We start from the raw sequence: 22,051 nt of genomic DNA on the forward strand, positions 1-22,051 counted from the left end.
GTCGAGCAGGACGCTTTTTTCTATAATTTGCCCTTATCAGGCCTTCTGGCCGCTGATGAAGTAAATAGTCATATGGATGACTATCACTTTGCAGTTGAGGCGCTTGAGCGCATTCTCGACGCCATCGACAAGCTGGTCGATGCGGCTGAGAATATTATCGATGCGCTTCCCGAGCCAGATGCCTGACCTTCCCCGCGTCCTTGGTCAACGCCCCCGCAAGCGATCCATTGGCGGCAGCGCAAACCTGCGTGACCATAGCCGTGGCTACCGCCGCCTTTGCGCATCATTGCTCGATGCCGAGCCGCTGTGTCGATATTGTCGATCGGAAGGGCGGATCAGTCCAGCTACGCTGATCGACCATGTCGTGGCGCTCTCGCTGGGCGGGAGCAACGACCGCTCCAATCTCGCCCCAGCATGTGCGGACTGCAACGCGGCCAAGGCGGTCGTTGAGCAGCGTTTCGTGGCGCGGGGATATGACGTGGCAGATGTGATGCTTGAACCGGGATTGGCAGGCTGGGTCAAAAAGGCGCAAACATAAAGAAGGTTACGCTTGGAATTGCGCGTTGATCGGGCGACATACGCCTCTCAAATATAGAGAGGTGTTCATGCGCGTTAGTCTTGATCAGGTGAAAGAAGCAGTCGATGAAGCCCGTGGTCTTACCGATGACCAACTGCGGGTAGAGGCGAAGAGCGGTCGTTCGCGGTCGTATTTCATCATGGATCGCCAGCGCCCGCTTCCGATGAAGGCGATTGTGCGGTTGGCTTACATCAGGGCAAACATCAAGTGGGATGGGCCGCAATCTCTCGCTGTTGCCAACGCGCTCAGGGGAACCTTCGACATCCTGCATTCGGTTGCTGAAGTCGAACAGGAGCGCTTGGATCGTCAGCGCGAGAACGTGGAGCGGTGGAAGCGCGATGGCAAATTCCGGGCGGCGCTGCTCGATCTGTTTGGTTCCGCCTGTGCAATCAGTGGATGCAAGGTGCTTGATGCAATCGACGCATCCCATATCCTCGGTGTTGCTGATGAAGGCGATGACGACGTGACCAACGGCTGGATCATCCGCACCGATCTCCACCGGCTCTTTGATGTGTGGCTGATGTCCATCGATCCGGCCACCGGTCGTGTCCACATGTCGCCCGATTGCATGGACAGTTATGCTGAATTCGATGGTCGGACAGTGACGCTGCCCAAGCGGGCTGCTTCGTTGTCTGACTTCGCACCGCACTGGGCGGAATTTCAGAAGCGTAACGCAGCCTGATCGACTTTGGATAAATAATATTGAGCGCATTGGCCGGGTCGATCATGTGGTCGCCCCGGCTTCACTAGGTCCACATATAGGGGGCGCGTGAAATCATATTGTCCCAAAATATGGGATAACCGCCGCTCAAGTTTTTTTCGCCGCGTGTTAATTAAAATTCGGGGATCGACGCAGGAGATTTTCAACCGCAACTAAATAGTGGATGGAAAGAAATCATCCCGGTGACAAGTTTGGTCGCCTAACTTTAGTAGCTGAATCACCGAAATCTGGACCGGCGCGCCGCTGGATTTGTGCATGTGATTGTGGAAAATTAAAAGACATTCTTCAGCAAAATTTGAGGCGTGGTTTCACGAAAAGCTGCGGTTCGTGTGGACTACTCGGGACCGTAAATTGTCACGGTCTTTCGTCTCACCCTCTATACAATGTTTGGCAGCAGATGAAAGCGCGTTGCCTGAACGACGGGAGCCAGAGCTACTTTCGTTATGGTGGTCGGGGAATAACCATCACTTCCGAATGGATGGACTTTAAGCCATTCTATGACTGGTCAATATCTGCGGGATATGCACCCGGCTTGACGATCGATCGGATCGACAATGACGCTGGTTACTCTCCATCAAATTGTCGCTGGACAACTGTGCAGGAGCAGAACCGCAACCGGCGCGGTATTAAACTCAATGTATCGAAGGTGGCCGAAATTCGGAAGCGGTTGAGAAATGGCGATGAGATAAAGGCCATCGCAAACGACAATGGCGTATCGCTATCACTGATTTACAATATCCGTGCTGGCGTGAAATGGAGCGATGTCCAGTGAATCGCGGAAAGAAGCCCGCGACCGCCGCGCGCAAGAAACTGGCGGGCACCTATGCGAAGTCCCGCGATGATGTGAAAACCATGCTGGGGCCGACCGCTGATGAGACTGGTCCGATCATGCCGGAATGGCTGACACCGGCAGCGCGGGAAGTCTGGGCTGTCGATATCGCCCGCGTGGTGGGGTGCGGGGCAATCGCTGCGGACTCTCATATGTTCGCACTCTACTGCACAACCATGGCGGATTTCATCGCGTCGGTGCAATCTGGTGGCCCCCATAACGCGGCCTTTCGTTCGGAATTGCGCAAGCAGGCGGAAATGCTTGGGATCGCAGGTGCTAAATCACGGATCACCAAAGCCATCGCCGCGACCGACAAGCCGGTTGCCCAGCCATTCAGCGTCCGCCCGAAGTAAGGCCATCCTAAATATGGGGTGGCAAGAAAATTCAAAAAGGACAGTTTCGCTTGGACGGCGCTTGATTACGCAAAGCGCGTAACGACTGGAAAGATACCTGCGTGCATTCAGGCGCGCCAAGCCTGCCAGCGCTTCATCAACGATCTTGACCGCGACGACCTGACATTCTCAGAAGACCGCGCCGACCATTTATGCAACTTCGCGCAGGCGCTTCCCCATGTCACTGGGCCGCTGACCGGCGAACTGATCCGGCTGGAACCGTTCCAGATATTCGCACTGGTCAACCTGTTTGCCCTGTTGGTGCGCGAAACTGGTCTGCGCAAATACCGAGAAGCCTTCATCCTCCTTCCCCGTGGTAATGCAAAATCGACGCTGGCCGCCATCATCGGCCTCTACATGACGTTCTGCGAAGGGCAGGGTGGGGCAGAAGGACTATCTGGCGCAACATCGCTGGATCAGGCCCGCGCCGTATTCGATCCGGCTAAGCGTATGGTGGAAATGACCCCGGCGCTGGCTGCGGCACTTGGTTTGGAAGTTGCCGCTCGATCCGTGTTCCAGCCCCATACCGGCTCGTCATTGCGCCCAGTCCGCGCCCAGACAAAGGATGGCGGCCTACCATGGATCGCCATTGCCGACGAACTTCATCAGGCCATTAATGGCGTCCAGCTTGCAGCCTTCCGAACCGGCATGGGCAAGCGTCGGGGTTCCGATCCGCTGTTGCTCATTATCACCACGGCAGGGGTCAATGTCGCGGGCGTATGCCGTCAGGAACAGCTTTACTTCGAAGGTGTGTTGGAAGGGTCGATCAAGGACGATAGCAAGTTCGCGCTGATATACACGATCGACGCTGACGATGACTGGCGCGACTTCCGAGTCTGGCGCAAGGCCAATCCCAACTATGGGGTGGCCGTTGATGAAGATCATCTTCGCCGCGAATATGAACGCGCCCTTCAGTCGCCAGCAGCGCAGGCCGACTGCCTGACCAAATATCTCAACGTCTGGTGCAATACGGCTGCGGGATGGCTCAACCAGAACGACTGGTCGAAGGCTGCTGACGCCAATCTGGTCATTCCATCGGATGCGCCAGCATGGCTGGCCGTCGATCTATCGACCAAAACTGACATCACAGCCATCGCGCTGGTGGCCAACCTACCTGATGGTGTCCGCGCCATCGTGCCATATCTCTTTCTTCCGACCGGCGCACTGGAGCGCAGCACCAAAAACGCCCCGGCTTATAAGCGCTGGCTTGATAGTGGCGACCTCATCGCGACCGATGGCAATGCCAGCGATCATGGAGCGGTCGAAGACAAGGTTCGCGAACTGTGCCGCGACTATAATGTCCAGACGATCCTGTTTGACAACTGGCAGGCGGCCAGCATGTCGCAGCGCTTGGCGGCCGATGGTCTTGATGTCGCGGAGTTTCCGCAGCGCGCGCAATATCTTGGTCCAGCCATGATCGATTTCGAAGCCGATTTGCTCAACGGCAAGCTGCGCCATCCCGATAACGAATGTCTCAACTGGATGGCGTCGAACATCTCGGTGCAGAAGCGTGGCGCGTTCCAGTCGCCGTGCAAACCAACCGGGCAGGACCATCTGAAAATCGACGGAATGATTACTGCTTTGATGGCGCACGCCACCGCTGTCAGTGACGAACGGGTGGTAGAGACAGCGCCGCTACAACTCATCTGGTTGGAATAGCTAAATAGTCGATGGGTAAAATCATCGACTTTCTGCTTGGTCATCCGGTTGAGCAGTCATTTCAGGCGAAAAACGTCACAATAACGCCGGTCCCGCAGCATAGCGCGGAAGTGATCGAAAATAAGATCAGAGAGGACATGGGCGGCGCAACCGCGATGGGCGTTAGCGCTGTCTATGCTTGTGCCCGCGTAATTGCGGAGGGGCTGGCATTGCCGCCCTGCTATCTTCAAAAGACTGACGCCAAAGGCCGCACATTTGCAACGGACAAGTCGCTTTATCGGTTGCTCAATCTGCGGCCGAACGATCGTCAGACCAGCTATGAGTTTCGGGAACAGATCGGCTGGCATCTTGCGCTAACAGGCAACGCCTTTGTCTGGCTCAATCGCAGCCGCATCGCTGCGAACCGGGGCGAAATTCTCGAAATGCTGGTCATGAATCCCGGCGATGTCACGCTGCTGGTCGACCCTACGAAGCCGCTCGCACCAGTCCGTTATTTCCTGTTCGGTCAGGAAATTCCTGCGGCCGATATTTGGCATCTGAAAGGGCCAAGCTGGCTCAATTACGAGGGTATGAAGGCCGTCAGTGTTGCGCGGAATGCTATCGGTCTGGCCCGTGCCACAGAAATTTATGGATCGAAGCTGTTCGAGAACGGTGCGCGTCCCGGTGGCTTGCTCAACCTGAAAGGCAGCCCGACACAGGACCAGCTTGATATGGTTCGCCAAGCATGGGCTGCGCAATATTCCGGTGCCGGATCAGCCCACAAGACAGCGCTTTTGCCCGGTGACATTGAATATAAGCCGCTGGCGTCGACGGCCAACGAAGCCCAGTTCATCGAAAGCCGAAGGTTCCAGATCGAAGAGGTATGCCGATATTTTCGCGTCAGCCCCACCAAGGTGTTCCAGAGCCTTGGCAGCCAGTCCTATGCCAGCGTTGAACAGGCGCACATTGCCCATGATCAGGACACAGACGCGCACTGGCACACCCGTTTCATGCAATCGGCTACGGTCAACCTTCTGTCAGATGCTGAACGCGCTGCTGGCTACACCATCACGCTCGACAATCGTGATTTCCTCCGTGGCACTGCCGTCGAACGGATGTCCTACTACACCGCCGGTATTGCGGCCGGGATATTCACCCGCAACGAGGCCCGCGAGATGGAAGGTTTCGATCGTTCGGACGACCCCAGCGCAGACCAACTGACGCCCGCAGCGAACCTGTTTGGTCCCGGCCAGCAGAACACTCCGGCTGAATAAATACCGGCATGGAGAAGAAGAGTTTTGCGGGCCGGATCGAGGTCAAGTTTGCCGAAGCGGATAGCGCATCGACGCGGGAATTTTCCGGCTACGGCGCGGTGTTCGGGAATGTTGATTTCTACGATGACATCATCGCGCCGGGTGCCTTTGCGGCCACGATCGCCGATCACAAGGCGGCCGGATCATTTCCTGCAATGCTCTGGAATCACGATGCGTCGGCCATGCCGATTGGCGTCTGGACCAGCATTGAGGAGGACGATCGTGGTCTGAAGGTGTCGGGCCACTTCCTTGATACCGTCGCGGGCCGTGATGCCTACACTGTTGCAAAGGCCGGTGCCGTTACTGGCCTTTCCATCGGCTACATCGTGACCGCCTTCGAAGTCGAAAAGCGTGATGGCAAAACCGTCAGGATCATCACCGCCGCCAAGCTGATGGAAGTCAGTCTGGTGACCTTCCCCGCGAACGATCTTGCCCGTGTCGCGGACGTAAAATCCCAGAAGGAGAATGAAATGAATGTGAAGATGCAGCGCAAGTCGCTGGACCGCTTGCGCGAACTTTTCGCGGAAGCGGACGACCTGCTGTCCAAGTTCGGTGAAGAACCAGAAACGGAAGAGGCGGCCGGTGATGAAGCGGTCGAATATGAAGTGAAAGCTGATGATGAAGCCGATGAAACGGAAGCCGAAGCTAAATACAATCAGGCGGCATTTGAGGCCGTGCGTAACCTAACCCTTATGTTCAAAAACATGGAGAAACATGGCTGACTATTTTAATGAGTTGAAGACTCTCGAACACGAATTCAAGGCTGCTATCGATCGCAAGGACGAAGCCGCTACCGAGCGTCTCAATGACGCTATTTCCGCACAGGAAGCTAAGATGCGTGATCTCGAAAAGCTGGTGAACCGCGCCAGCGTCGAGAATGAAAACGCTGCGGCCGATCAGGAAGCCAAGTCGGCCTTCCTCGGCTATATGCGCCGTGGCGCAACCGCTGAGTTCAAAGCCATGTCCGTTACCGGCGGCAATCCGGTCGGTTCTGAAGGTGGTTACACGGTCCCCAAGCAGCTTGCTGCTGCGATCCTGACCGCCAAGCAGGATATGGGCGCGCTGCGTTCTGTAGCGAATGTCATCAGCGTTTCGACCCCCGATTTCCGCATTCCGTTCAGCCCGGCTGGTGCCGCTGCTGTATGGGTAGGCGAAAAGGACGTTCGTAGTGAAACCAATGCTCCGACCATCGTGGAAATCACGCCGAAGTTTGGTGAACTGACTGCCAAGCCGTTCGTGACCCAGACCCTGTTGGAAGACTCGGCCTACGACATCGAACAGTTTGTAATCGCGTCGGTCGCCACCGAATTTGCCCGTGCAGAAGGTGCTGCGTTCATCAACGGTGATGGTGTGAACAAGCCGTCTGGTCTGCTGAACGTTACGACTGCCCTGACCGGCGACGCTACCCGCGCTTTTGGTTCGGTGCAGCACATTACGTCTGGCGCGGCTACCGACATCACGAACGCAGACAAGCTGCTGGCCACGACCATGGCGCTGAAGGCTGGCTATCGCGTCAACGCCAAGTGGCTGACCAACCGCGACGGCCTGCTCCGCGCGCGCATCCTGAAGGACGCGAATGGCCAGTATATCTGGCGCGCTGGTCTGGAAGCTGGTCAGGCGTCCACGCTTTTGGGCTATGAGGTTGTCGAAGACGAGTTCATGCCTGCCGTTGCTGCTGGTTCGCTGTCGATGGCGTTCGGTGATTTCAAAGCGGCCTACACGATCGCTGATCGCGTCGGGATTTCGATGATCCGCGACATTTTTTCGCACGATCCCTACGTCGCGTTCAAGACGCGCATGCGCGTCGGCGGCGTGGTCGTGGATACCAACGCATATAAGTTGCTCAAGACCGGCGCTTAATCTCACGCCGATCAGGAAGGCCCGGAGGAAACTCCGGGCCTTTTTCCATTCTGGCTAAATATTGGATGACTACTGTTGTCCGCACCTCTCCCCCTTCATTTCCGGCTGTATCGTCGGCCCAGCTTCGCGAATGGCTGCGCCTTGATCCCGATGTCGATCAGGCAACCCTAGACCTGCTGCTTGGCGCGGCCGTCGACCATATCGCTGGGCTGACCGGCCTGTATGTCGTGTCGGCCCAATATGAAGTCAGCTTCACCGCTACCGGCTGCTATTCACTTCCGATCAGCAATATCACGCAGACCGAGGCTGGTGCTGTCGTCGGCGGCAACCTCGAAATCAATGTCGAGGTGGCTCCGCTGGTGGTATCGATCAAAGCCGGTTGGACCAGCGAAGAGGCCATCCCGACCGCCCTTCGTCACGCAATCGCCGTCTACGTTGGCGCTGCCTACGATAGTCGCCTCGATATCGGTGACGCGACTTTCCAGACGATCAAGCGCCTATGCGCCCCTTTCATCCGGGTGGCCCTGTGAAGATCGACGCGGGCGCGCTGGATCGACGCATCGACATCATGACCCAGACCGTCACGCGGGATGCCGCTGGGCAGCAGCGTTCGACATGGACCGTCACCGCTTCCACGTTTGGCCAACGGCTGGAATTGCGCACGACGGATGTTGCCCGCAGCGCTGGCAGAGAGACGGTTCCGGCCGGGCGCTATCTCATCCGCTATCGCACCGGCCTGTCGACCGCCAATCGTGTCCAGATCGATGGGCAGACCTACGCCATCACCGCCATTGATGAGCCTGATCGCCGCACCACGATGGTCCTGACCGTCGAGGGGGTAGGCGCATGACGATCAGCGTCACCACCACAGGCTTTGCGGCGCTGGAAGCGCGGATGCAGTCGCTGTCCAACGATATCGCCACCAAGATCGGTCAGTCGGCCAATCGTGCGGGCGCGGTCGTGATCCAGAAGAAAATTAAGGAGGGTGCGCCGATCGGTCCTGATGCGGAAGGATCGACACGCAACCGGAAGCGCAAAAACGGCACGGTCGTGCAGGAGGCGCACACCAAGATCGTCAACAACATCAAGGTTCGCAAAGTCAAGGCGGAGGCAGGCAAGGTCGTCAACGCGGTCGTGGTAAGCCGCGATGCGTATCACGCCAGCATGGTCGAATTTGGGTCGATCCATAATGCGCCCAATCCATTTTTCCGCACTGGCTTTGCGCTTGCGAGCGAGGATGCGGTGGATCGTTTGCGGGCCATTCTGGATCGTCGCTTGACGAAGGCGGGCGTGTGATGTTGGAAACCGCTCTCGTCGCTCGACTGGCTGATCTTGCGCCCCAGCTATATCCGGGCCGCGCCCCAACCAATTATGACACGCCCGCCGTCATCTATAATCGCCTGTCCACCCAGATGGAGGACGACCTCGACGGCGTTGGCGACATGGGCTGGGTCGTCATGCAGATCGATGTTTATGACCCGTCCTATTTGGCGGCAAAAGAATTGGCGCAGGATATCCGCGATCATCTGGCGATTTGGGATGATGAACAGGTCCATTCCGTCACATTCGTCAATGAAACCGATATGATCGACGAAACAACGGAAGCGACTTTGTATCGCGTCATGATGACGTTCCTGTTCTTCGCCGCCATCTGACCGGCGCTGGTGCCTGCCTGAATAAATACTCCGTAACGCGCAGATTTGCGCACATTTTGGAGTTTATTAGATGGCTAATGGCGCAATGCTCGCGCGCAAAACGCGTTTTGAAATCAAAACTGGTCCTGACACTTGGATTCCGGTCAAGGGGTTCAAGGACTTCTCCGGTATGGGCGGTGGTTCGGCCGCAGTCGTTGATTCCACTGATCTTGATAGCGATGCGAAGGAAAAGCTTTTCGGTCTGCCGGATGAGGGCCAGATTTCGATTGGTGTGAACTATAACGATACCGATCCGGGCCAGATCGCGGTGGAAGAGGCGCGCCTGTCGCAGGAACTTACCGATTTCCGTCTGGTGCTGCGGACCGGTAAGGCCTTCGTCTTTTCCGGCGGTGTCCTTACTTTTGAAAAGTCGGGCGGGGTGGATGCGCTCATCGCTGGATCGATCACCATCGAAATTTCCGGCCTTGTCGAAAAGACCACGGTGCCGAGCGCTTAATGGCTCGCTTGAACAAGGAAGCGATCTTTGCGGCGGCAAAGCCAAAGGTTCGCGAGGTTGAAGTGGAAGAGTGGGGTGTGCGTCTCAATGTAAGGGCGCACACCCTACGGTCGCGGATGGCACTGCTCGATGCGGATACGATCAATGCCGATGCAGTCGAGGAGTATGAGCGCGATCAGGCGTTGCCCGACGATGAGCGAACTGGCGTCGAGAGGGTCGAGCGCTTCGACGCTGCGATCATCAACTTCATCCACTCTATCGTGGACGACAATGGCGATCAGCTTTTCGACCTCAGCGATCATGACCGCTTTCGTGACCTGTCCTACGCCACACTGGTTTCGATCCACATGGCGATCCAGCAGGTCAACGAGGTCAAGCCGGTCAGCTTCACCGATCTAAAAAAAAATTCCGACTAAATCCTGAGCGGCGGTTTCTTTTCCGCCTTGCTCTGGCTCTGGGGCGGACGGTCGAGGAACTGTCCGCTTCACTATCCGATGACGAACTGACCGAATGGATGGCTTTCTATGATGTGGAGCCATTCGGATGCGCAGTTGAGGATGATCGTGCCCGCCATATCGTGTCTATCCTGTTCAATGCATATGATGGAAAAAACGAACCGGATTGGTTTGATCGCGATCCCGACTGGACCGCTGAGTTGCGCCGTCGCGCCGCGCCCACGGCTGACGAATTGGAAGACAAGATTGATGCCTTCTTCTCGGCGAAGCTGACCGGTCAAGATAGGCCAGACGCTGCCTAAATAGTCGATGGCAGACCTCGGCACACTTACCGTCAACATGGCGCTCGAAGCAGCGCAATTCATCAATGGGATGCGGCAGGCAGCCGCGCAATCTCAGGCGACGAACAGGGCGATAGCGTCAGCGATGGATGGCGCAAAGAAGGCGGTCGGCGGCCTGATCGCGGTCATGTCGATCGACGCCTTCGTCTCCGCTTCCAAGGCTGCCTTTGATTATGCCGATGATATCGTTGACCTTGCAGACAGGACCGGCGCGACAACCAAATCCATTCAGGAACTCCGATACGCCGCGCAGATGACGGGGAGTGACTTCGCGTCTGCCGATGGTGCGCTGGAAAAGTTTGCCAAAAATCTCGGCACTGCCCAGTCAGGCGGCAAGGCGATGGGCGAGACATTCAAGGATTTGGGCGTTACCTCCAGCAATTTCGATGCCGCTCTGCGCCAGACGATCGACGGGATCAGCAAGCTTCCTACGACCAGCCAGCGCAATGCCGCTGCGCTTGAAATCTTTGGCAAAAGCGCTGGCACCCTAACCGCTTTGATGGGGGAGGGCGCAGATGGGTTCGAAGAATTCGCTGACAAGGCCGATGAACTTGGCATCGTGCTGGGTGATGATCTTCTGCGCAATGCTGGGCAGATCAACGACCGGCTCGACACGCTCAAGATGACGTTGGACGCCCGTTTTGCCAGCGCGATTATTCAGAACGCCGACGCCATCGGCAATCTGGCCGATCAGGTGATCAAGATCGCGGGCGCAATGGCGCAATTTTGGGGTCAGAATCCGACCGCTGCGATGGGGATCATGGGCGCTCTGGCGGGTGGTCTGGCGGGCGGCTGGGTTGGCGGTCTGCCCGGTGCCTTGGGGGGCGCTGTCGCAGGGGGCGTCGGTGGAGCGCTGATCGGATATAACAGCAGAGGCGAGCGGCAGCGCCTTACCAGCGAACGCGCTGGTCTGATCGACCAGAATAATGGGAAGAACCCACTTTTGGCCAAAATAGGCATTGATGCCGACGCGATCGGGAAGGGATCGCCCCAATGGAAAAAGAATGATGCGCGGATCAAGACTATCGATGCGCGGCTTGCTGCCTTGGACAAGGAAGAGGCGGCGGCGGCCAGACTGCTGTCTGGTGGCGGTGATAGCGCGGGCACGCTCCCGCCGATCGCTGGCGGCAAGAAGTCGGGCGGAAAATCAGCGGCCGACTTTGCCAAGGAAGCGCGGCAGGCCCTTTTTGCTTACGACAGCGATATTGATGCGGCCAATGTCAGCCTGCTGTCGGCCAAACAGGCGCTGACCGGCGATATTGTTGAGCAGTCCGCATTGGAGCGCGAAATGCTGTCCATCGAAAGCGACCGACGCAAGGCCGCAATCGATCAGGATGCGCTCGATGGCAAATATACGCAGGCACAGGCAGACGCGCTTAAGGCGCTCGAAGATAAGGTGGTTTACGCCAAGTTCGACCTCGTCAATCTGCGCGAAAACGAGGAGGTGGCGCGCCAGCAGTTGGCGATTAGCCAGTCCAGCCTGTCCAATGATATGGACCTCTTGTCATCGCAATCGGGTCTGGCCCGGTCACAGGCCGATCGCCGTGCAATCAGTCTACGCCTGCTCGATCTTCAGTATCAGCAAGAGCGGTTGGCGCTCGACGCGATCCTTGCCAGCAAGACCAGCACCGATGCGGAAAAGCAGATTGCGCAGGCGCGTCTTGGCGTTCTGGATCGCCTCAAGGCCAATGATGCGGCGGGTATCAGGCGTGACACGATGGGGCCGCTGGGCGTCTATCTCGACGGCATTCCGCGCACGGGCGATGAAATCCGCGAGAGCATGGAAAGTGCGGCCGTTGATGGGCTGGGTTCGCTCAACGATGGACTACGAGAGGCGATGAAGGGCGCAGGGTCGCTGGCCGACGCCTTCGATGCGATGGGTGACCGGATCATCGACAAGATCATGGATATCGCGCTTCAGCAGGCAATTTTGGCACCAATCGGCAGCCTGTTCGGATCGCTGCTTGGCTCGATCACCGGATCGATCGCAGGTGGTACCGGTGGTGGCGATATCGTGATGGGTGGCGGCTTTACATCGTTCATGAGCGGCGCGCGCGCCAATGGCGGCCTAACCCGCGCAGGTGCCTATTTGGTTGGCGAGCGTGGGCCGGAAATTGTCAATGTGGGCAATACAGCTAACACGATCCCAAATCATGCTCTTGCAAGCGTGCGTGGTGGCGGGCGATCCGGGCCGACGATCAATTTTGGATCGATCACCAGCAACGATCCAGCGGGGGTGCGGCTGATGGCCAGTCAGGCTATTATGGATGCGATGCCGCTCATAACGCAGCAGGCGACATCAGCAACACTTACGAAATTGCGACGTCCGGGCATGTAATAAGTATTTGAAAATTATGTGATATGCTTAATCGATGTGCTTGAGGCGCTTGAATGCAAGCGCAAGTATAATGAGAACGATCGCATATATTATGAAGTCCAGAGCAGTCTCATGCATCTGACCTATCAACCTCCGTTCTAATGTCAGACGTGGGCGATCCTGACCGGCCAACCGATTGCAAACGCCGGTCAGGATCGGCGTGCCGATAGCATGAACGCGATGTAGGTCAAGGTTTCAGCTAAATATCGGATGCCAACCTATCCGATTGCGCCGCCGCCAAAGGCACCGGCTACCGAACGACTTACGCCATTGTTTCGACAGGCGGCGATGGCGTCGCCCTATACGCTCAAGCAGCAAACCGTTAATACCGCCAGCCAATGGCAACTTGAATTCACTTGGCCACGAATGACTGCGGCTGACGCCGAAAAGTGCGCCGCATGGTTGGACAGTCTTAGCGGTCAAGTTGGAACGTTCCGATATTCACCACGGCAAGCATGTGCCAGTGCGCTCGCTGGACGAACGCTTGCGCAGGCTGCTTTTGCAGATACGTCAGCGGTCAGGCTGGCGGGATGGCCCGCAAATTCCGCTTCCGGGCTGCGGGTTGGGCAGCTTTTCCAGCTTGGCACTCAACTGCTGCGGATTATCACTGCACCCAGTCAAGCTGACGCGAACGGTCGATGCATCGTAGAATTTTCGACGCCATTGCGAGCAAACTTCAATGCCGGTGCCGCCGTCGATTTTACCTCGCCGGAAGGACTTTTCCGCCTCTCGGCAAGCGAGGGCAACGGATACACGCTTACCCCAGATCGTCTTCCAGATTTCGGAACCATCGTCGCCAAGGAGGCGGTGGAATGAGACCCGGCTCCAATCAACAGTTTCTCGATGCGCTGGAAGCAGCCGGTATCCGCACTGCGCTTCTCGCGCGCTTCGATTTCTCGACAGGCCCGGCTTTCCTCTGGACTGGATCGCATCCGATTTTGGTCAAAGGTTCGGGCGACAGTCTGCTCGATAACAATATGTTCGAACCGCTGGCCAACGGCGTCGTCGTTCAAATTGGCGATAACAGCTTTTCCTACACTGGGTCGGAAGCTCTCACGATTAGCTTGGCAATCCCATCTGCGCCATCGGACGAGATCGCTATCGCATCCGCCTACCCGGATGAATGGCGCGCGCGCCCGGCAACATTCTGGCGCGCGATTATGCTTCAGCCAAGCGATCCATTGGCCGAACCTGCTTGGATATTCCGCCGAGTCCGATCGGGGGCAATGGATAAGCTGGAGATTCAAGCCGATGGCACCATGCGCACATTGACGCTAACTATCGAAGGTCATGCCAGCCTGATCAGCACAGCGACCAATTCGACATATCTCGATCAGCCGCGTTTTGATCCGAATGATACCAGTCAGAAGCACGCGGTCGCTATCGCGAACGGTGATGTAACCGTCTATAAACCAACTGGCTGGGCTGCCTTGTTTCCGGCGATGCAGCAGTCGCAGGCGGTCATAGACCAGATACGCTGATGCTAAATATGGGATGGAAGTTTCCACCATCTCTCGCGCGGCCGATTGGGAAGATCGGCTGCGCACCCTCATCGATCGCCTTCGTGATGAACCATTCAAGTGGGGGCAGAATGACTGCGCGCTGTTCGCCTCCAGCGCCATCAAAGCCATGTGCGGCGTTGATCCGGCGGGCGCTCTGCGCGGCGCATATTCCGATGAAAAGGGGGCAATGGAGGCCCTGCGTCAGCACGGTGCGGGAACGCTTCTCAAAACCGTGCGCGCGTGGCTGGGTGATCCAAAACCCGTCGCGCAGGCGCAGCGCGGCGACATCGTCATGCTCGATCGGACCACGGTCGGCGTTTGCGTGGGGCGTTTTAGCTGGTTTGTCGGGGAAATATTTGGCCATCAGGGCCTGACCGCGCTTCCCACCGCAGATTGCAAATACGCCTTTTCTGTCCCGTTTGAGGCTGTGGCCACCGCCGAGGTGGCCGCATGAGCAAGGTCGTAAAAATTGCCGCGATGGTCGTGGTCGCGGCTGCCCTCATTGTTTTCGCAGCGCCGATTGCGGGCGCGCTCGGAATTGCGGCAATTACGGCAGGCACGGTTGCTGCCGCAGGTGTCGGTTTGGCGATCAGCGCGGCGATGGCGATTGCCACCACGTTGTTCGTAAAGCCGCCTTCACTTTCCCAATCGATGGCGGAACGGCTCAATAGCAGCATCAATCCAACTGCGCCGCGTAAGATTATTTTTGGTCGCACGGCAGCGGGCAACGATATCCGCTTCTTTGAAGAGCATGACCTGCCTTCGACGAAGAAGGATGGTTACAGCCAGATTGTCGCGCTGGCATCCCACCGCATCCATGCCCTGCGGTCATGGTATGTCGAGGAGCAACTGACGTGGGCCGGTTCAATCACCGGCAAATATCGCGCCGGTGTCCGGTCATTCCGTGCTGTTCTGGAAGGCACCAGCACCAACGGTTCTGCCATTGGTTCTGGGCAATATTGGACCTCGACCGCAACTTTCACGGGCTGTGCCTATGCGGCGATCACGTTCAAACTCGATGGCGATGTATGGGAATCTGGCCTTCCTTCGAAGACCACGTTCGTCGTCGACGGTTGCCCGCTTTATGATCCGCGCCGTGATAGCAGCAATGGCGGCACGGGTGCGCACCGCATCGCCAATCAGGCGACATGGTCCTTCTATGATGGCTCTGTCGAGATAGGGCGCAACCCGGCGCTTGCTCTCGCGACGTATCTGATCGGATATCGGATCAACGGCAAGTTGGTGTGGGGGATGGGCGTCCCATCTGACCGCATCGACTGGGATAACTTTCGCGATTACGCTAATCTTTGCGAAGAACGTGTTGCTCTTCAGGATGGCACGACCGTCCAGCGCTACACCGCTGACGGATCATTCTCGACCGCCGATAGCCACGAAACGATCATTCTTGCGCTGACCGCTGCGATGGGGTCGTGCAAGCTGACTGACGTTGGTGGTCGATACACGATCATTGGCGGTTTTGATGACACGCTCGGTCCGACTGTCGATTTCACCGCTGATCACCTCGTCGCAGCGCCCGGTTCTCCCGCACCATATTCATGGATACCGGTCCCGCCTGCGCGCGAGACTTACAATATTGCGCGTGGCCGGTTCTCCGATCCCAATAACCAGTATCAGCTATCAGACTGGGGCGCGATCGAAACCGATGCGCTGAACGATGGCGTCCCGCGCACCATGACCATTGACCTCGGTCTGGTATCACGGGCCGAAACTTGCCAGCGCATCGCCAAGCAGTTCCTCCTTCGTGAGGCAAAGACGCCCGGCGTCTTCAGCGCGACATTTGGGCCGTTGGCTTTCGCCGCAACCGTGGGGTCGTTGGTCACCTTGTCGCTGCCGCAGGAAGGTTGGAACCGGAAGCTATTCCGCGTTCTCGAGCAGACCGAAAATCATGACCTGCTTTTTCAGATGGTGCTGCGGGAAGAGAGCAGCGAGATTTACGCGTGGGATCGGGAGGAAAAGCCGCTTCCTGCTTCGATCCGGCCGCCGGGTTACGATCCATCTGCCACCATTTCGCCGGAAGGTATGGCGGTCACCAGCCAGACTATAAAGGGCGCGGATGGCTATCCGGTCAGCGAGATCACCGTCACTTGGACGGCGGAGAATTCGGGGCGCGTTCGTGGCGTCCAGATTGAATCCAAGCCGTCTACAACCTCGTCTTGGACCGAGCAGGCGGCGCGGCATGCCGCGAGCGCTGGCACCTTCACTTTTACGTCAAATGTCCCTGCTGCGGTCATCAACGTTCGGCTGCGATATCGCATGGACAGTGGCGTTTACAGCGCTTGGGTCGTCAATGATGTCGATGCATCGTCGGCGTTCATCGAGTGGGACAGCAATGTCATCGTTGGTGAAAACAAGCCCGATGATCGTGCGACTGAAGGCGCGCCGGAGGGCACTTATGTCGGTAGTCAGCCCGCCGAAAACGTGGTCGACGCCATCACGGGAAGCGATGGCCAGATCATTCGAACTCGCGACATATCCGCAGCAGTCGTTGCGGCCGAAGGACTGATCGACGAGCTTGTCGACACATATGGTTCGACCGCATCGGCGGCGGCCAGCGCTGATGCAGCGGCCCAGCATGAGGCCAACGCTGCCAGTGCGGCTTCAAACGCGGCAACAGCAAAGCAGCAGGCGGAAACGGCAAATAGCGCTGCGGCAGCGGCCAAGGCAGCGGCGGAAACGGCACGCAATCAAGCCCAGACGGCAGCGGCAAATGCGGGAACCGCATTGAGCGATAGCAATGCAGCAAAGACCGCCGCGCAGACAGCAAAGGCCGACGCAGAGGCTGCATTTGCAAATTCAACCAGTGCCAAAAATGCGGCGGTGGCGGCGCAAGGCGCGGCGGAAAGCGCTCGAAACAATGCGCAGACCTTTGCTTCCAACGCGAGTAATTCGGCTACGGCTGCCGCAGGGAGCGCGACGACGGCAGCGACGAAGGCGACCGAAGCGGGCAACTCGGCGTCAGCCGCATCCGGTTCGGCCGTCACCGCACAGGCTGGCGCTGAAAATGCAGCCTATCTCGATGTCGCCCACGCATGGGACTTTGCGAACAACGCGGTCAATGGCTTCACAGCTATTGGTGGCTCGCTGACCGGTCAGTCAAATGGGCTGCTATATGCGCAGACTGGTGGCGACCCCCAGTTGATCCGCACCGGCCTTTCTATCGCGGGATCACGCTACACGCGCGTCATAGTGGATTTGACGCGCACAGTGGCCTCCACAAGCAATGCCGCTGATCTAATGATGTTCTGGGCCACCGCAGGCCATAGTTACGCGGCTGGATATAGGTGTTCGCCGTTGGCGGTCGTCAACCCGCCGCTCAATCAGCGCACGCAACTGACGTTCGATCTGACTTCCGCAATCGGTTCGGCTGACTGGCTCGGCAGCACCATTTCGGCGCTTCGCTTCGATCTTGATTCCGCGTCTGGCGGCTCGTTCCTAATCCATTCGATCCGGGTCGTGGGGCCTGATGGTCTTGCTCCGTCAAAATCGGCCACGGCGGCAGCCACAAGCGCGTCGGGGGCGGCAACGTCGGCAGGCGCAGCGGGCACGTCGGCCACGGCGGCGCAGACCAGCGCGACCAATGCTTCGACAAAGGCTGGGGAGGCAAGCACTTCTGCGACCAACGCCGCGACCAGTGAGAGTAATGCCAAGGGATCGGAAAATGCTGCCAAAACGTCACAGACGGCGGCGGCAGGATCGGCAACGAGCGCGGGTAATTCCGCTTCGGCGGCAGCGACGTCCGCTTCGACGGCATCGACCAAGGCCACTGAGGCAAATCAGTCCGCATCGACGGCGACTACGCAGGCCACCAGCGCAGCTACCAAGGCAGGCGAGGCCAGCGCTAGCGCCAGTCAGGCGGCCACGAGCGAGAGTAACGCCAACGCATCCAAAAATGCTGCCGCGACATCAGCGAACAATGCGGCAAACAGCGCGAACGCGGCCGGTGGAAGTGCCACCGCCGCTGCGGGAAGCGCCAATAACGCTCAGACCAGCGCTTCCTCTGCTGTCAGTAGCGCTAGCGCGGCGGCGGCACAGGCTATCGTTGCGGCCAGCCATGCAACCGGCAATTTGGTCCGGAAAGGAATTTTCAGCGATGGTTCGACCGGAACTTGGTCCGGTAATGTAACCACCATCACGACGACGATTACGCCGCCAGATGGCGCGTCGCGCGTCCTGCGCACGACGAACCGTAACTCAGCAGAAGGTGACCTGATCGCATGGCCCTTCACCACGGCGCGAAAGCTGCGGATTACCGGGTATGTCCTTGCCTATGGCTCGTATCTAGGCAGGATCGGCATAAACGCCGTCAACGCGGCAGGAACCAACTTCTGGTATTTCGTCACCGGATCAAGCGCGGGATCGTCCAGTTGGACTACCGTCGATGGAATCGTCACAGTCCCGGCTGATATCGTTGGTCTTCGTGCATTCATCGTGAGTGACGGCCCAGATAACGCGACCGGCCACGACGTTTGCGCAACCAGCATTGCCATATCGGATGTCACGGACGCTGATGCCGCTGCGGCAAGCGCATCGGCTGCGGCGACTTCGGCAAGTGCTGCGGGCACCTCGGCAAGCGCAGCAGGTAACAGCGCCAATAGCGCCACACAGTCGGCCAACACCGCGTCGACCAAGGCGAGTGAAGCCGCTGGTAGCGCATCGTCTGCGGCGACTAGCGCGTCTAATGCCGCGTCCTCATCAACCAATGCTGGGAATAGCGCTACGGCCGCCAATTCGAGCAATGTCGCGGCTACGCTCAGCGCGGCTGCTCAAATGCCGTCGGATTTTCAACAGGACGGCAGATACTGGCAGCAGGGCTTTGGAGGTTTGCCTTCTGCGCTAGCCTCAATCACTGCGAATTCGACCTTCTCGTTCGTTAGCAACACCGACGTCGGTCGATCGATGCGCGTCACCGCAAGTGGACAGATCGACGTCGGAAACATCGGTATGTTGCCGTTGCAAGCGGATCGCGTTTATCGGATCACCGCCAAAGTCCGTCAGCAGTCGGGTTCTGCTTTTGCCCAGCTTCAGTTGTATCGGATCGGTGTCACGACCACCGGCGGCACGACTGCAAATGGCACAGTCCAGTCGACTTATACCTTCACCGCACTGAACCAGTGGGTTGAACTATCCGGCACGGTTCCGGCCTCCACGACCAACGCGATGATCGCGGCTGGCGCGTCCAGCATTCGTTGCTTGCTACGCCTCTTGGCTGCGTCTTCCACGGTCAATGTCGATTATGCATACATCCGCATCGAGGATATCACCGAAAGCACTAGCGCGGCAGGATCGGCGAATGCCGCAGCCAATAGCGCATCGCAGGCATCCGCGAGCCAGTCTTCGGCGGGATCGTCAGCTTCATCGGCCCAGTCCAGTGCAACAACGGCTGCTACGAAGGCAGGCGAAGCATCCACTTCGGCCTCGCAAGCCTCAACCAGCGCGTCAAATGCCGCTGGCAGTGCCAACACTGCCAGCCAACAAGCAGGTCTGGCAGCACAATCGGCAGCCAATAGCGGCAGCAGCGCAAGTGCTGCGGCCGGTTCAGCTTCCACCGCCAGCACGAAGGCGAGCGAAGCCAGTCAATCAGCCAATGCGGCTCAGAGCGCCTCGGTAACCGCGTCCAGCGTGGCGCAGGCGATAATGCCGAACACTTTTGGCGATCTCAAAAACTGGACTTGGGACTATTCGAACGGAACCTCCGACTGGAGTGGTGACAGCCGCGTTCGGGCTTTCGACCATTCGACCCACGGCAGGGTGATGGAAATCACCAACAATCCAACATTCGTCCCACATATCGCGTCGAAAGGCCGTGTCGCGTTGGTGCGCGATCACAAATACCGAATGAGCGTGAAATGGTGTCTCGTCGGCCAGCAGAATGGCGATGTGGCAGTCAATGCCAGCCTTTTCGCGATTGGTTTGAAGCCGGACAACAACCAGTGGAACAACATTAACTTCTATGCCTCTATCGCACCCGGTAATGTCGGGTGGGGCTGGTCAAATTTCGCCACCCACGTTCTTGATATTGATGCGAACACCCTGATCGATCAGGGCTGCACTTGGGTTCGACCGCTGCTACGACTGGAATCGCAGGGAGTCTATTACGTCCAGTCGATCGACTTCCGCGATGTCACATCTGAGGTCGCGGCGGCAGCGTCGGCGGCGGCGGCGTCAACTAGCTACAGCAACGCGCTCTATGAAGCTACACTGGCCGCGCAACGGGCGTCGTCGGCAAGCGGCTCGGCCAATACCGCCGCTACGCAAGCCAGCAATGCCTCGAATTCTGCGAACGCTGCGGCGGCAAGTGCCTCTAGCGCCTCGACCAGTTCGTCTGCGGCTGGATCGTCCGCAGCATCGGCCAGCTACAGCGCGATCACCGCATCGACCAAAGCCGGTGAAGCATCGTCTAGTGCATCAGCGGCGGCAGGGTCAGCTTCGACAGCGAGCAGTCAGGCGTCAGCGGCATCCACTAGCGCATCATTGGCGGCTACCTATTCCACAGCCGGTGGAAACCTGCTGGTCAATACCGAAATCGTGCCGGACACTAGCGGTTGGGCCAATAATTCGGTCGGAATGGTCGCCACACATGGGCGCTCGCAGCCCAGCGCAGAATGGGTGCTGACCGGTGAACATACGCTCTCGATCGTCCAGCCCAACAATGGCAGCAGCGGTTACGCAGAGTGGACGCAGGTAATCAACGTCAAGCCGAACCAATGGTATGACGTTAGTGGTTTGGCAGCAGCACACCGCTGCACCGTGCAGGTTTATTTTCAATGGGTGGACGGCAACGGTTCCGCTGGTGCCGCGCCGTCGACAGGCCAATTTACGCCGGGCACGGGCGGCAACAAGATTCAGGATTGGACCAACTACGGCTACAAAGCGCAGGCTCCGGCAAATGCAGTTCGCGCCAACCTGATCCTGCGGAAATTCCCGACCCTGTCTGGACAGACCGATAGCTGGGCTTGGTTCTGTCGTCCGCAAGTTCGCGAAACCTACGCTGATGCGCCTACACCCGCACGTTATGCGCCGGGGCGGGCAGGGGCGGTCTTGTCCAACATGTCGGCCAGCATTTCCACCACGCAGAACACGGTCGCGACCGCCAACGCGGCTATCGCCTCCCACGAAACGCGCCTTCAGGCTGCTGAGTCCAACGTCAGTCAAACGATGGGTGCAGTATCTGATCTCCAAGGGCGGACGACCGCCTATTGGCAGGTGCAGGCGGTCGCGGGTGATGGTCGCGCGCAAATGCGCTTGGTTGCCGATGCTAATGGGGGCGGGGGCGTTGACATCGTGGGCGACCTTCGCGTGACTGGAAACGCGCTAATCACTGGCACTGTGAACACTGAAGCGTTGGCGTTGAGTCGCTTTGTGAAGCGTCTTGGGCCGGTCAGCATTTCGCCGAGCAACTCAACTGGCACGCTCTATTCGTCGCCGTTGGGCGAAACGATGGGTAACGGCAGCTATGTGCTCGAAGGGACGGTGGGCTTCACATATTCCAGTGGCCGGTCGACCACGACATATAATGGCAAGCCGCTCTACACCGACTATGCGAACGACGGCGGCATAAATGTCCTGTTGAAGAAGAACGGCAATATCATCGCAAGCACCGGGTGGTCGGGTAATCTGCTAACCAATTACGGCTCGCTTGCGTATGGATCGGCGATGACTACCGTCTTCGACGCACCCGCAAGCGACACCTATACAGGGAATGTCACTGTCGAAGTCGTGGCGTTCAAGGGAAGCACCGATACCGGTATCGTCAATCAGGGCGACTATTACACGCGCACGATCAGCGGCAGCTATACCAATTTCAGCTTCAGCAATCTGCGGCTGAAATGGACCTTCATCTGAATTGGGCGGGCGCGGAAGCGTGCCCGCCTAAA

General features: G+C 58.1%; 20 protein-coding genes. All 20 read left to right on the forward strand.

The genetic code is table 11. The features are described 5' to 3' along the window. Nucleotides 1-160 precede the first annotated feature (160 nt). The 20 genes from ACI6S0_RS02020 (at nt 161) to ACI6S0_RS02115 (ending at nt 22,019) form a co-directional block, all read left to right on the forward strand. Nucleotides 161-538 carry an HNH endonuclease gene (locus ACI6S0_RS02020; RefSeq protein WP_434404764.1) on the forward strand — a complete coding sequence of 126 codons (378 nt, stop codon included), beginning with the start codon at nt 161-163 and terminating at the stop codon, nt 536-538. A gap of 67 nt (nt 539-605) precedes the next feature. After that, nucleotides 606-1,259, forward strand: coding sequence for an HNH endonuclease (locus tag ACI6S0_RS02025; protein WP_434404765.1), 654 nt, complete (start codon nt 606-608; stop codon nt 1,257-1,259). Between the two features lie 202 nt (nt 1,260-1,461). Continuing rightward, entirely contained in the window at nt 1,462-2,070 is a 609-nt protein-coding gene (locus ACI6S0_RS02030) for a hypothetical protein (RefSeq protein WP_434404766.1), read from the forward strand. Next, the gene (locus ACI6S0_RS02035) at nt 2,067-2,480 is read left to right on the forward strand and encodes a hypothetical protein (protein ID WP_434404767.1); all 414 of its coding nucleotides are present in this window, start codon (nt 2,067-2,069) and stop codon (nt 2,478-2,480) included. Before ACI6S0_RS02030 ends, ACI6S0_RS02035 begins: the two co-directional genes overlap by 4 nt. A gap of 18 nt (nt 2,481-2,498) precedes the next feature. Beyond that, nucleotides 2,499-4,178 carry a terminase large subunit gene (locus tag ACI6S0_RS02040; RefSeq protein WP_434404768.1) on the forward strand — a complete coding sequence of 560 codons (1,680 nt, stop codon included), beginning with the start codon at nt 2,499-2,501 and terminating at the stop codon, nt 4,176-4,178. Nucleotides 4,179-4,189: 11 nt separating this feature from the next. Continuing rightward, nucleotides 4,190-5,431 carry a phage portal protein gene (locus ACI6S0_RS02045; RefSeq protein WP_434404769.1) on the forward strand — a complete coding sequence of 414 codons (1,242 nt, stop codon included), beginning with the start codon at nt 4,190-4,192 and terminating at the stop codon, nt 5,429-5,431. 8 nt (nt 5,432-5,439) lie between these two features. Then, nucleotides 5,440-6,192, forward strand: coding sequence for an HK97 family phage prohead protease (locus ACI6S0_RS02050; protein ID WP_434404770.1), 753 nt, complete (start codon nt 5,440-5,442; stop codon nt 6,190-6,192). Further along, nucleotides 6,185-7,330 carry a phage major capsid protein gene (locus tag ACI6S0_RS02055; RefSeq protein WP_434404771.1) on the forward strand — a complete coding sequence of 382 codons (1,146 nt, stop codon included), beginning with the start codon at nt 6,185-6,187 and terminating at the stop codon, nt 7,328-7,330. Before ACI6S0_RS02050 ends, ACI6S0_RS02055 begins: the two co-directional genes overlap by 8 nt. 65 nt (nt 7,331-7,395) lie before the next feature. After that, complete coding sequence (locus ACI6S0_RS02060; protein ID WP_434404772.1) at nt 7,396-7,860, forward strand: hypothetical protein; 465 nt, start codon at nt 7,396-7,398, stop codon at nt 7,858-7,860. Next, nucleotides 7,857-8,180 carry a phage head closure protein gene (locus tag ACI6S0_RS02065; protein WP_434404773.1) on the forward strand — a complete coding sequence of 108 codons (324 nt, stop codon included), beginning with the start codon at nt 7,857-7,859 and terminating at the stop codon, nt 8,178-8,180. Before ACI6S0_RS02060 ends, ACI6S0_RS02065 begins: the two co-directional genes overlap by 4 nt. Then, a complete protein-coding gene (locus ACI6S0_RS02070; RefSeq protein WP_434404774.1) occupies nt 8,177-8,626 on the forward strand; it encodes an HK97-gp10 family putative phage morphogenesis protein in 450 nt (149 codons plus the stop codon). Before ACI6S0_RS02065 ends, ACI6S0_RS02070 begins: the two co-directional genes overlap by 4 nt. Beyond that, complete coding sequence (gene gp17, locus ACI6S0_RS02075; RefSeq protein WP_434404776.1) at nt 8,626-8,985, forward strand: tail completion protein gp17; 360 nt, start codon at nt 8,626-8,628, stop codon at nt 8,983-8,985. The genes ACI6S0_RS02070 and gp17 overlap by 1 nt, the downstream gene beginning before the upstream one ends. A gap of 70 nt (nt 8,986-9,055) precedes the next feature. Beyond that, nucleotides 9,056-9,481, forward strand: a complete 426-nt coding sequence (locus ACI6S0_RS02080; protein ID WP_434404777.1) for a phage tail tube protein — start codon at nt 9,056-9,058, stop codon at nt 9,479-9,481. A gap of 8 nt (nt 9,482-9,489) precedes the next feature. Continuing rightward, nucleotides 9,490-9,897, forward strand: a complete 408-nt coding sequence (locus ACI6S0_RS02085) for a hypothetical protein (protein ID WP_434404778.1) — start codon at nt 9,490-9,492, stop codon at nt 9,895-9,897. An 86-nt stretch (nt 9,898-9,983) separates the two neighbouring features. Next, complete coding sequence (locus ACI6S0_RS02090; RefSeq protein ID WP_434405893.1) at nt 9,984-10,238, forward strand: phage tail assembly protein T; 255 nt, start codon at nt 9,984-9,986, stop codon at nt 10,236-10,238. A 7-nt stretch (nt 10,239-10,245) separates the two neighbouring features. Then, nucleotides 10,246-12,615, forward strand: coding sequence for a hypothetical protein (locus tag ACI6S0_RS02095; protein WP_434404779.1), 2,370 nt, complete (start codon nt 10,246-10,248; stop codon nt 12,613-12,615). A 327-nt stretch (nt 12,616-12,942) separates the two neighbouring features. Further along, nucleotides 12,943-13,470 carry a hypothetical protein gene (locus tag ACI6S0_RS02100; protein WP_137405420.1) on the forward strand — a complete coding sequence of 176 codons (528 nt, stop codon included), beginning with the start codon at nt 12,943-12,945 and terminating at the stop codon, nt 13,468-13,470. Beyond that, on the forward strand, nt 13,467-14,135 hold the full coding sequence (locus tag ACI6S0_RS02105) for a hypothetical protein (RefSeq protein WP_048938322.1): 669 nt from the start codon (nt 13,467-13,469) through the stop codon (nt 14,133-14,135). The genes ACI6S0_RS02100 and ACI6S0_RS02105 overlap by 4 nt, the downstream gene beginning before the upstream one ends. A gap of 13 nt (nt 14,136-14,148) precedes the next feature. Continuing rightward, nucleotides 14,149-14,610 (forward strand): DUF6950 family protein, encoded by a 462-nt coding sequence (locus ACI6S0_RS02110; RefSeq protein WP_423282635.1) that lies wholly within the window; start codon nt 14,149-14,151, stop codon nt 14,608-14,610. After that, nucleotides 14,607-22,019, forward strand: a complete 7,413-nt coding sequence (locus tag ACI6S0_RS02115; RefSeq protein WP_434404781.1) for a hypothetical protein — start codon at nt 14,607-14,609, stop codon at nt 22,017-22,019. Before ACI6S0_RS02110 ends, ACI6S0_RS02115 begins: the two co-directional genes overlap by 4 nt. Nucleotides 22,020-22,051 lie beyond the last annotated feature (32 nt).

This window comes from Sphingobium sp. DN12, from assembly GCF_051058005.1.
GTDB classification, from domain to species: Bacteria; Pseudomonadota; Alphaproteobacteria; order Sphingomonadales; family Sphingomonadaceae; genus Sphingobium; species Sphingobium yanoikuyae.

Coding starts and splice junctions, on each gene's coding strand:
- ACI6S0_RS02020 (WP_434404764.1), top strand. CDS start 161: ATGCGCTTCCCGAGCCAGATGCCTGACCTTCCCCGCGTCCTTGGTCAA.
- ACI6S0_RS02025 (WP_434404765.1), top strand. CDS start 606: ATGCGCGTTAGTCTTGATCAGGTGAAAGAAGCAGTCGATGAAGCCCGT.
- ACI6S0_RS02030 (WP_434404766.1), top strand. CDS start 1,462: ATGGAAAGAAATCATCCCGGTGACAAGTTTGGTCGCCTAACTTTAGTA.
- ACI6S0_RS02045 (WP_434404769.1), top strand. CDS start 4,190: ATGGGTAAAATCATCGACTTTCTGCTTGGTCATCCGGTTGAGCAGTCA.
- ACI6S0_RS02050 (WP_434404770.1), top strand. CDS start 5,440: ATGGAGAAGAAGAGTTTTGCGGGCCGGATCGAGGTCAAGTTTGCCGAA.
- ACI6S0_RS02055 (WP_434404771.1), top strand. CDS start 6,185: ATGGCTGACTATTTTAATGAGTTGAAGACTCTCGAACACGAATTCAAG.
- ACI6S0_RS02060 (WP_434404772.1), top strand. CDS start 7,396: ATGACTACTGTTGTCCGCACCTCTCCCCCTTCATTTCCGGCTGTATCG.
- ACI6S0_RS02070 (WP_434404774.1), top strand. CDS start 8,177: ATGACGATCAGCGTCACCACCACAGGCTTTGCGGCGCTGGAAGCGCGG.
- gp17 (WP_434404776.1), top strand. CDS start 8,626: ATGTTGGAAACCGCTCTCGTCGCTCGACTGGCTGATCTTGCGCCCCAG.
- ACI6S0_RS02080 (WP_434404777.1), top strand. CDS start 9,056: ATGGCTAATGGCGCAATGCTCGCGCGCAAAACGCGTTTTGAAATCAAA.
- ACI6S0_RS02095 (WP_434404779.1), top strand. CDS start 10,246: ATGGCAGACCTCGGCACACTTACCGTCAACATGGCGCTCGAAGCAGCG.
- ACI6S0_RS02100 (WP_137405420.1), top strand. CDS start 12,943: ATGGCGTCGCCCTATACGCTCAAGCAGCAAACCGTTAATACCGCCAGC.
- ACI6S0_RS02105 (WP_048938322.1), top strand. CDS start 13,467: ATGAGACCCGGCTCCAATCAACAGTTTCTCGATGCGCTGGAAGCAGCC.
- ACI6S0_RS02110 (WP_423282635.1), top strand. CDS start 14,149: ATGGAAGTTTCCACCATCTCTCGCGCGGCCGATTGGGAAGATCGGCTG.
- ACI6S0_RS02115 (WP_434404781.1), top strand. CDS start 14,607: ATGAGCAAGGTCGTAAAAATTGCCGCGATGGTCGTGGTCGCGGCTGCC.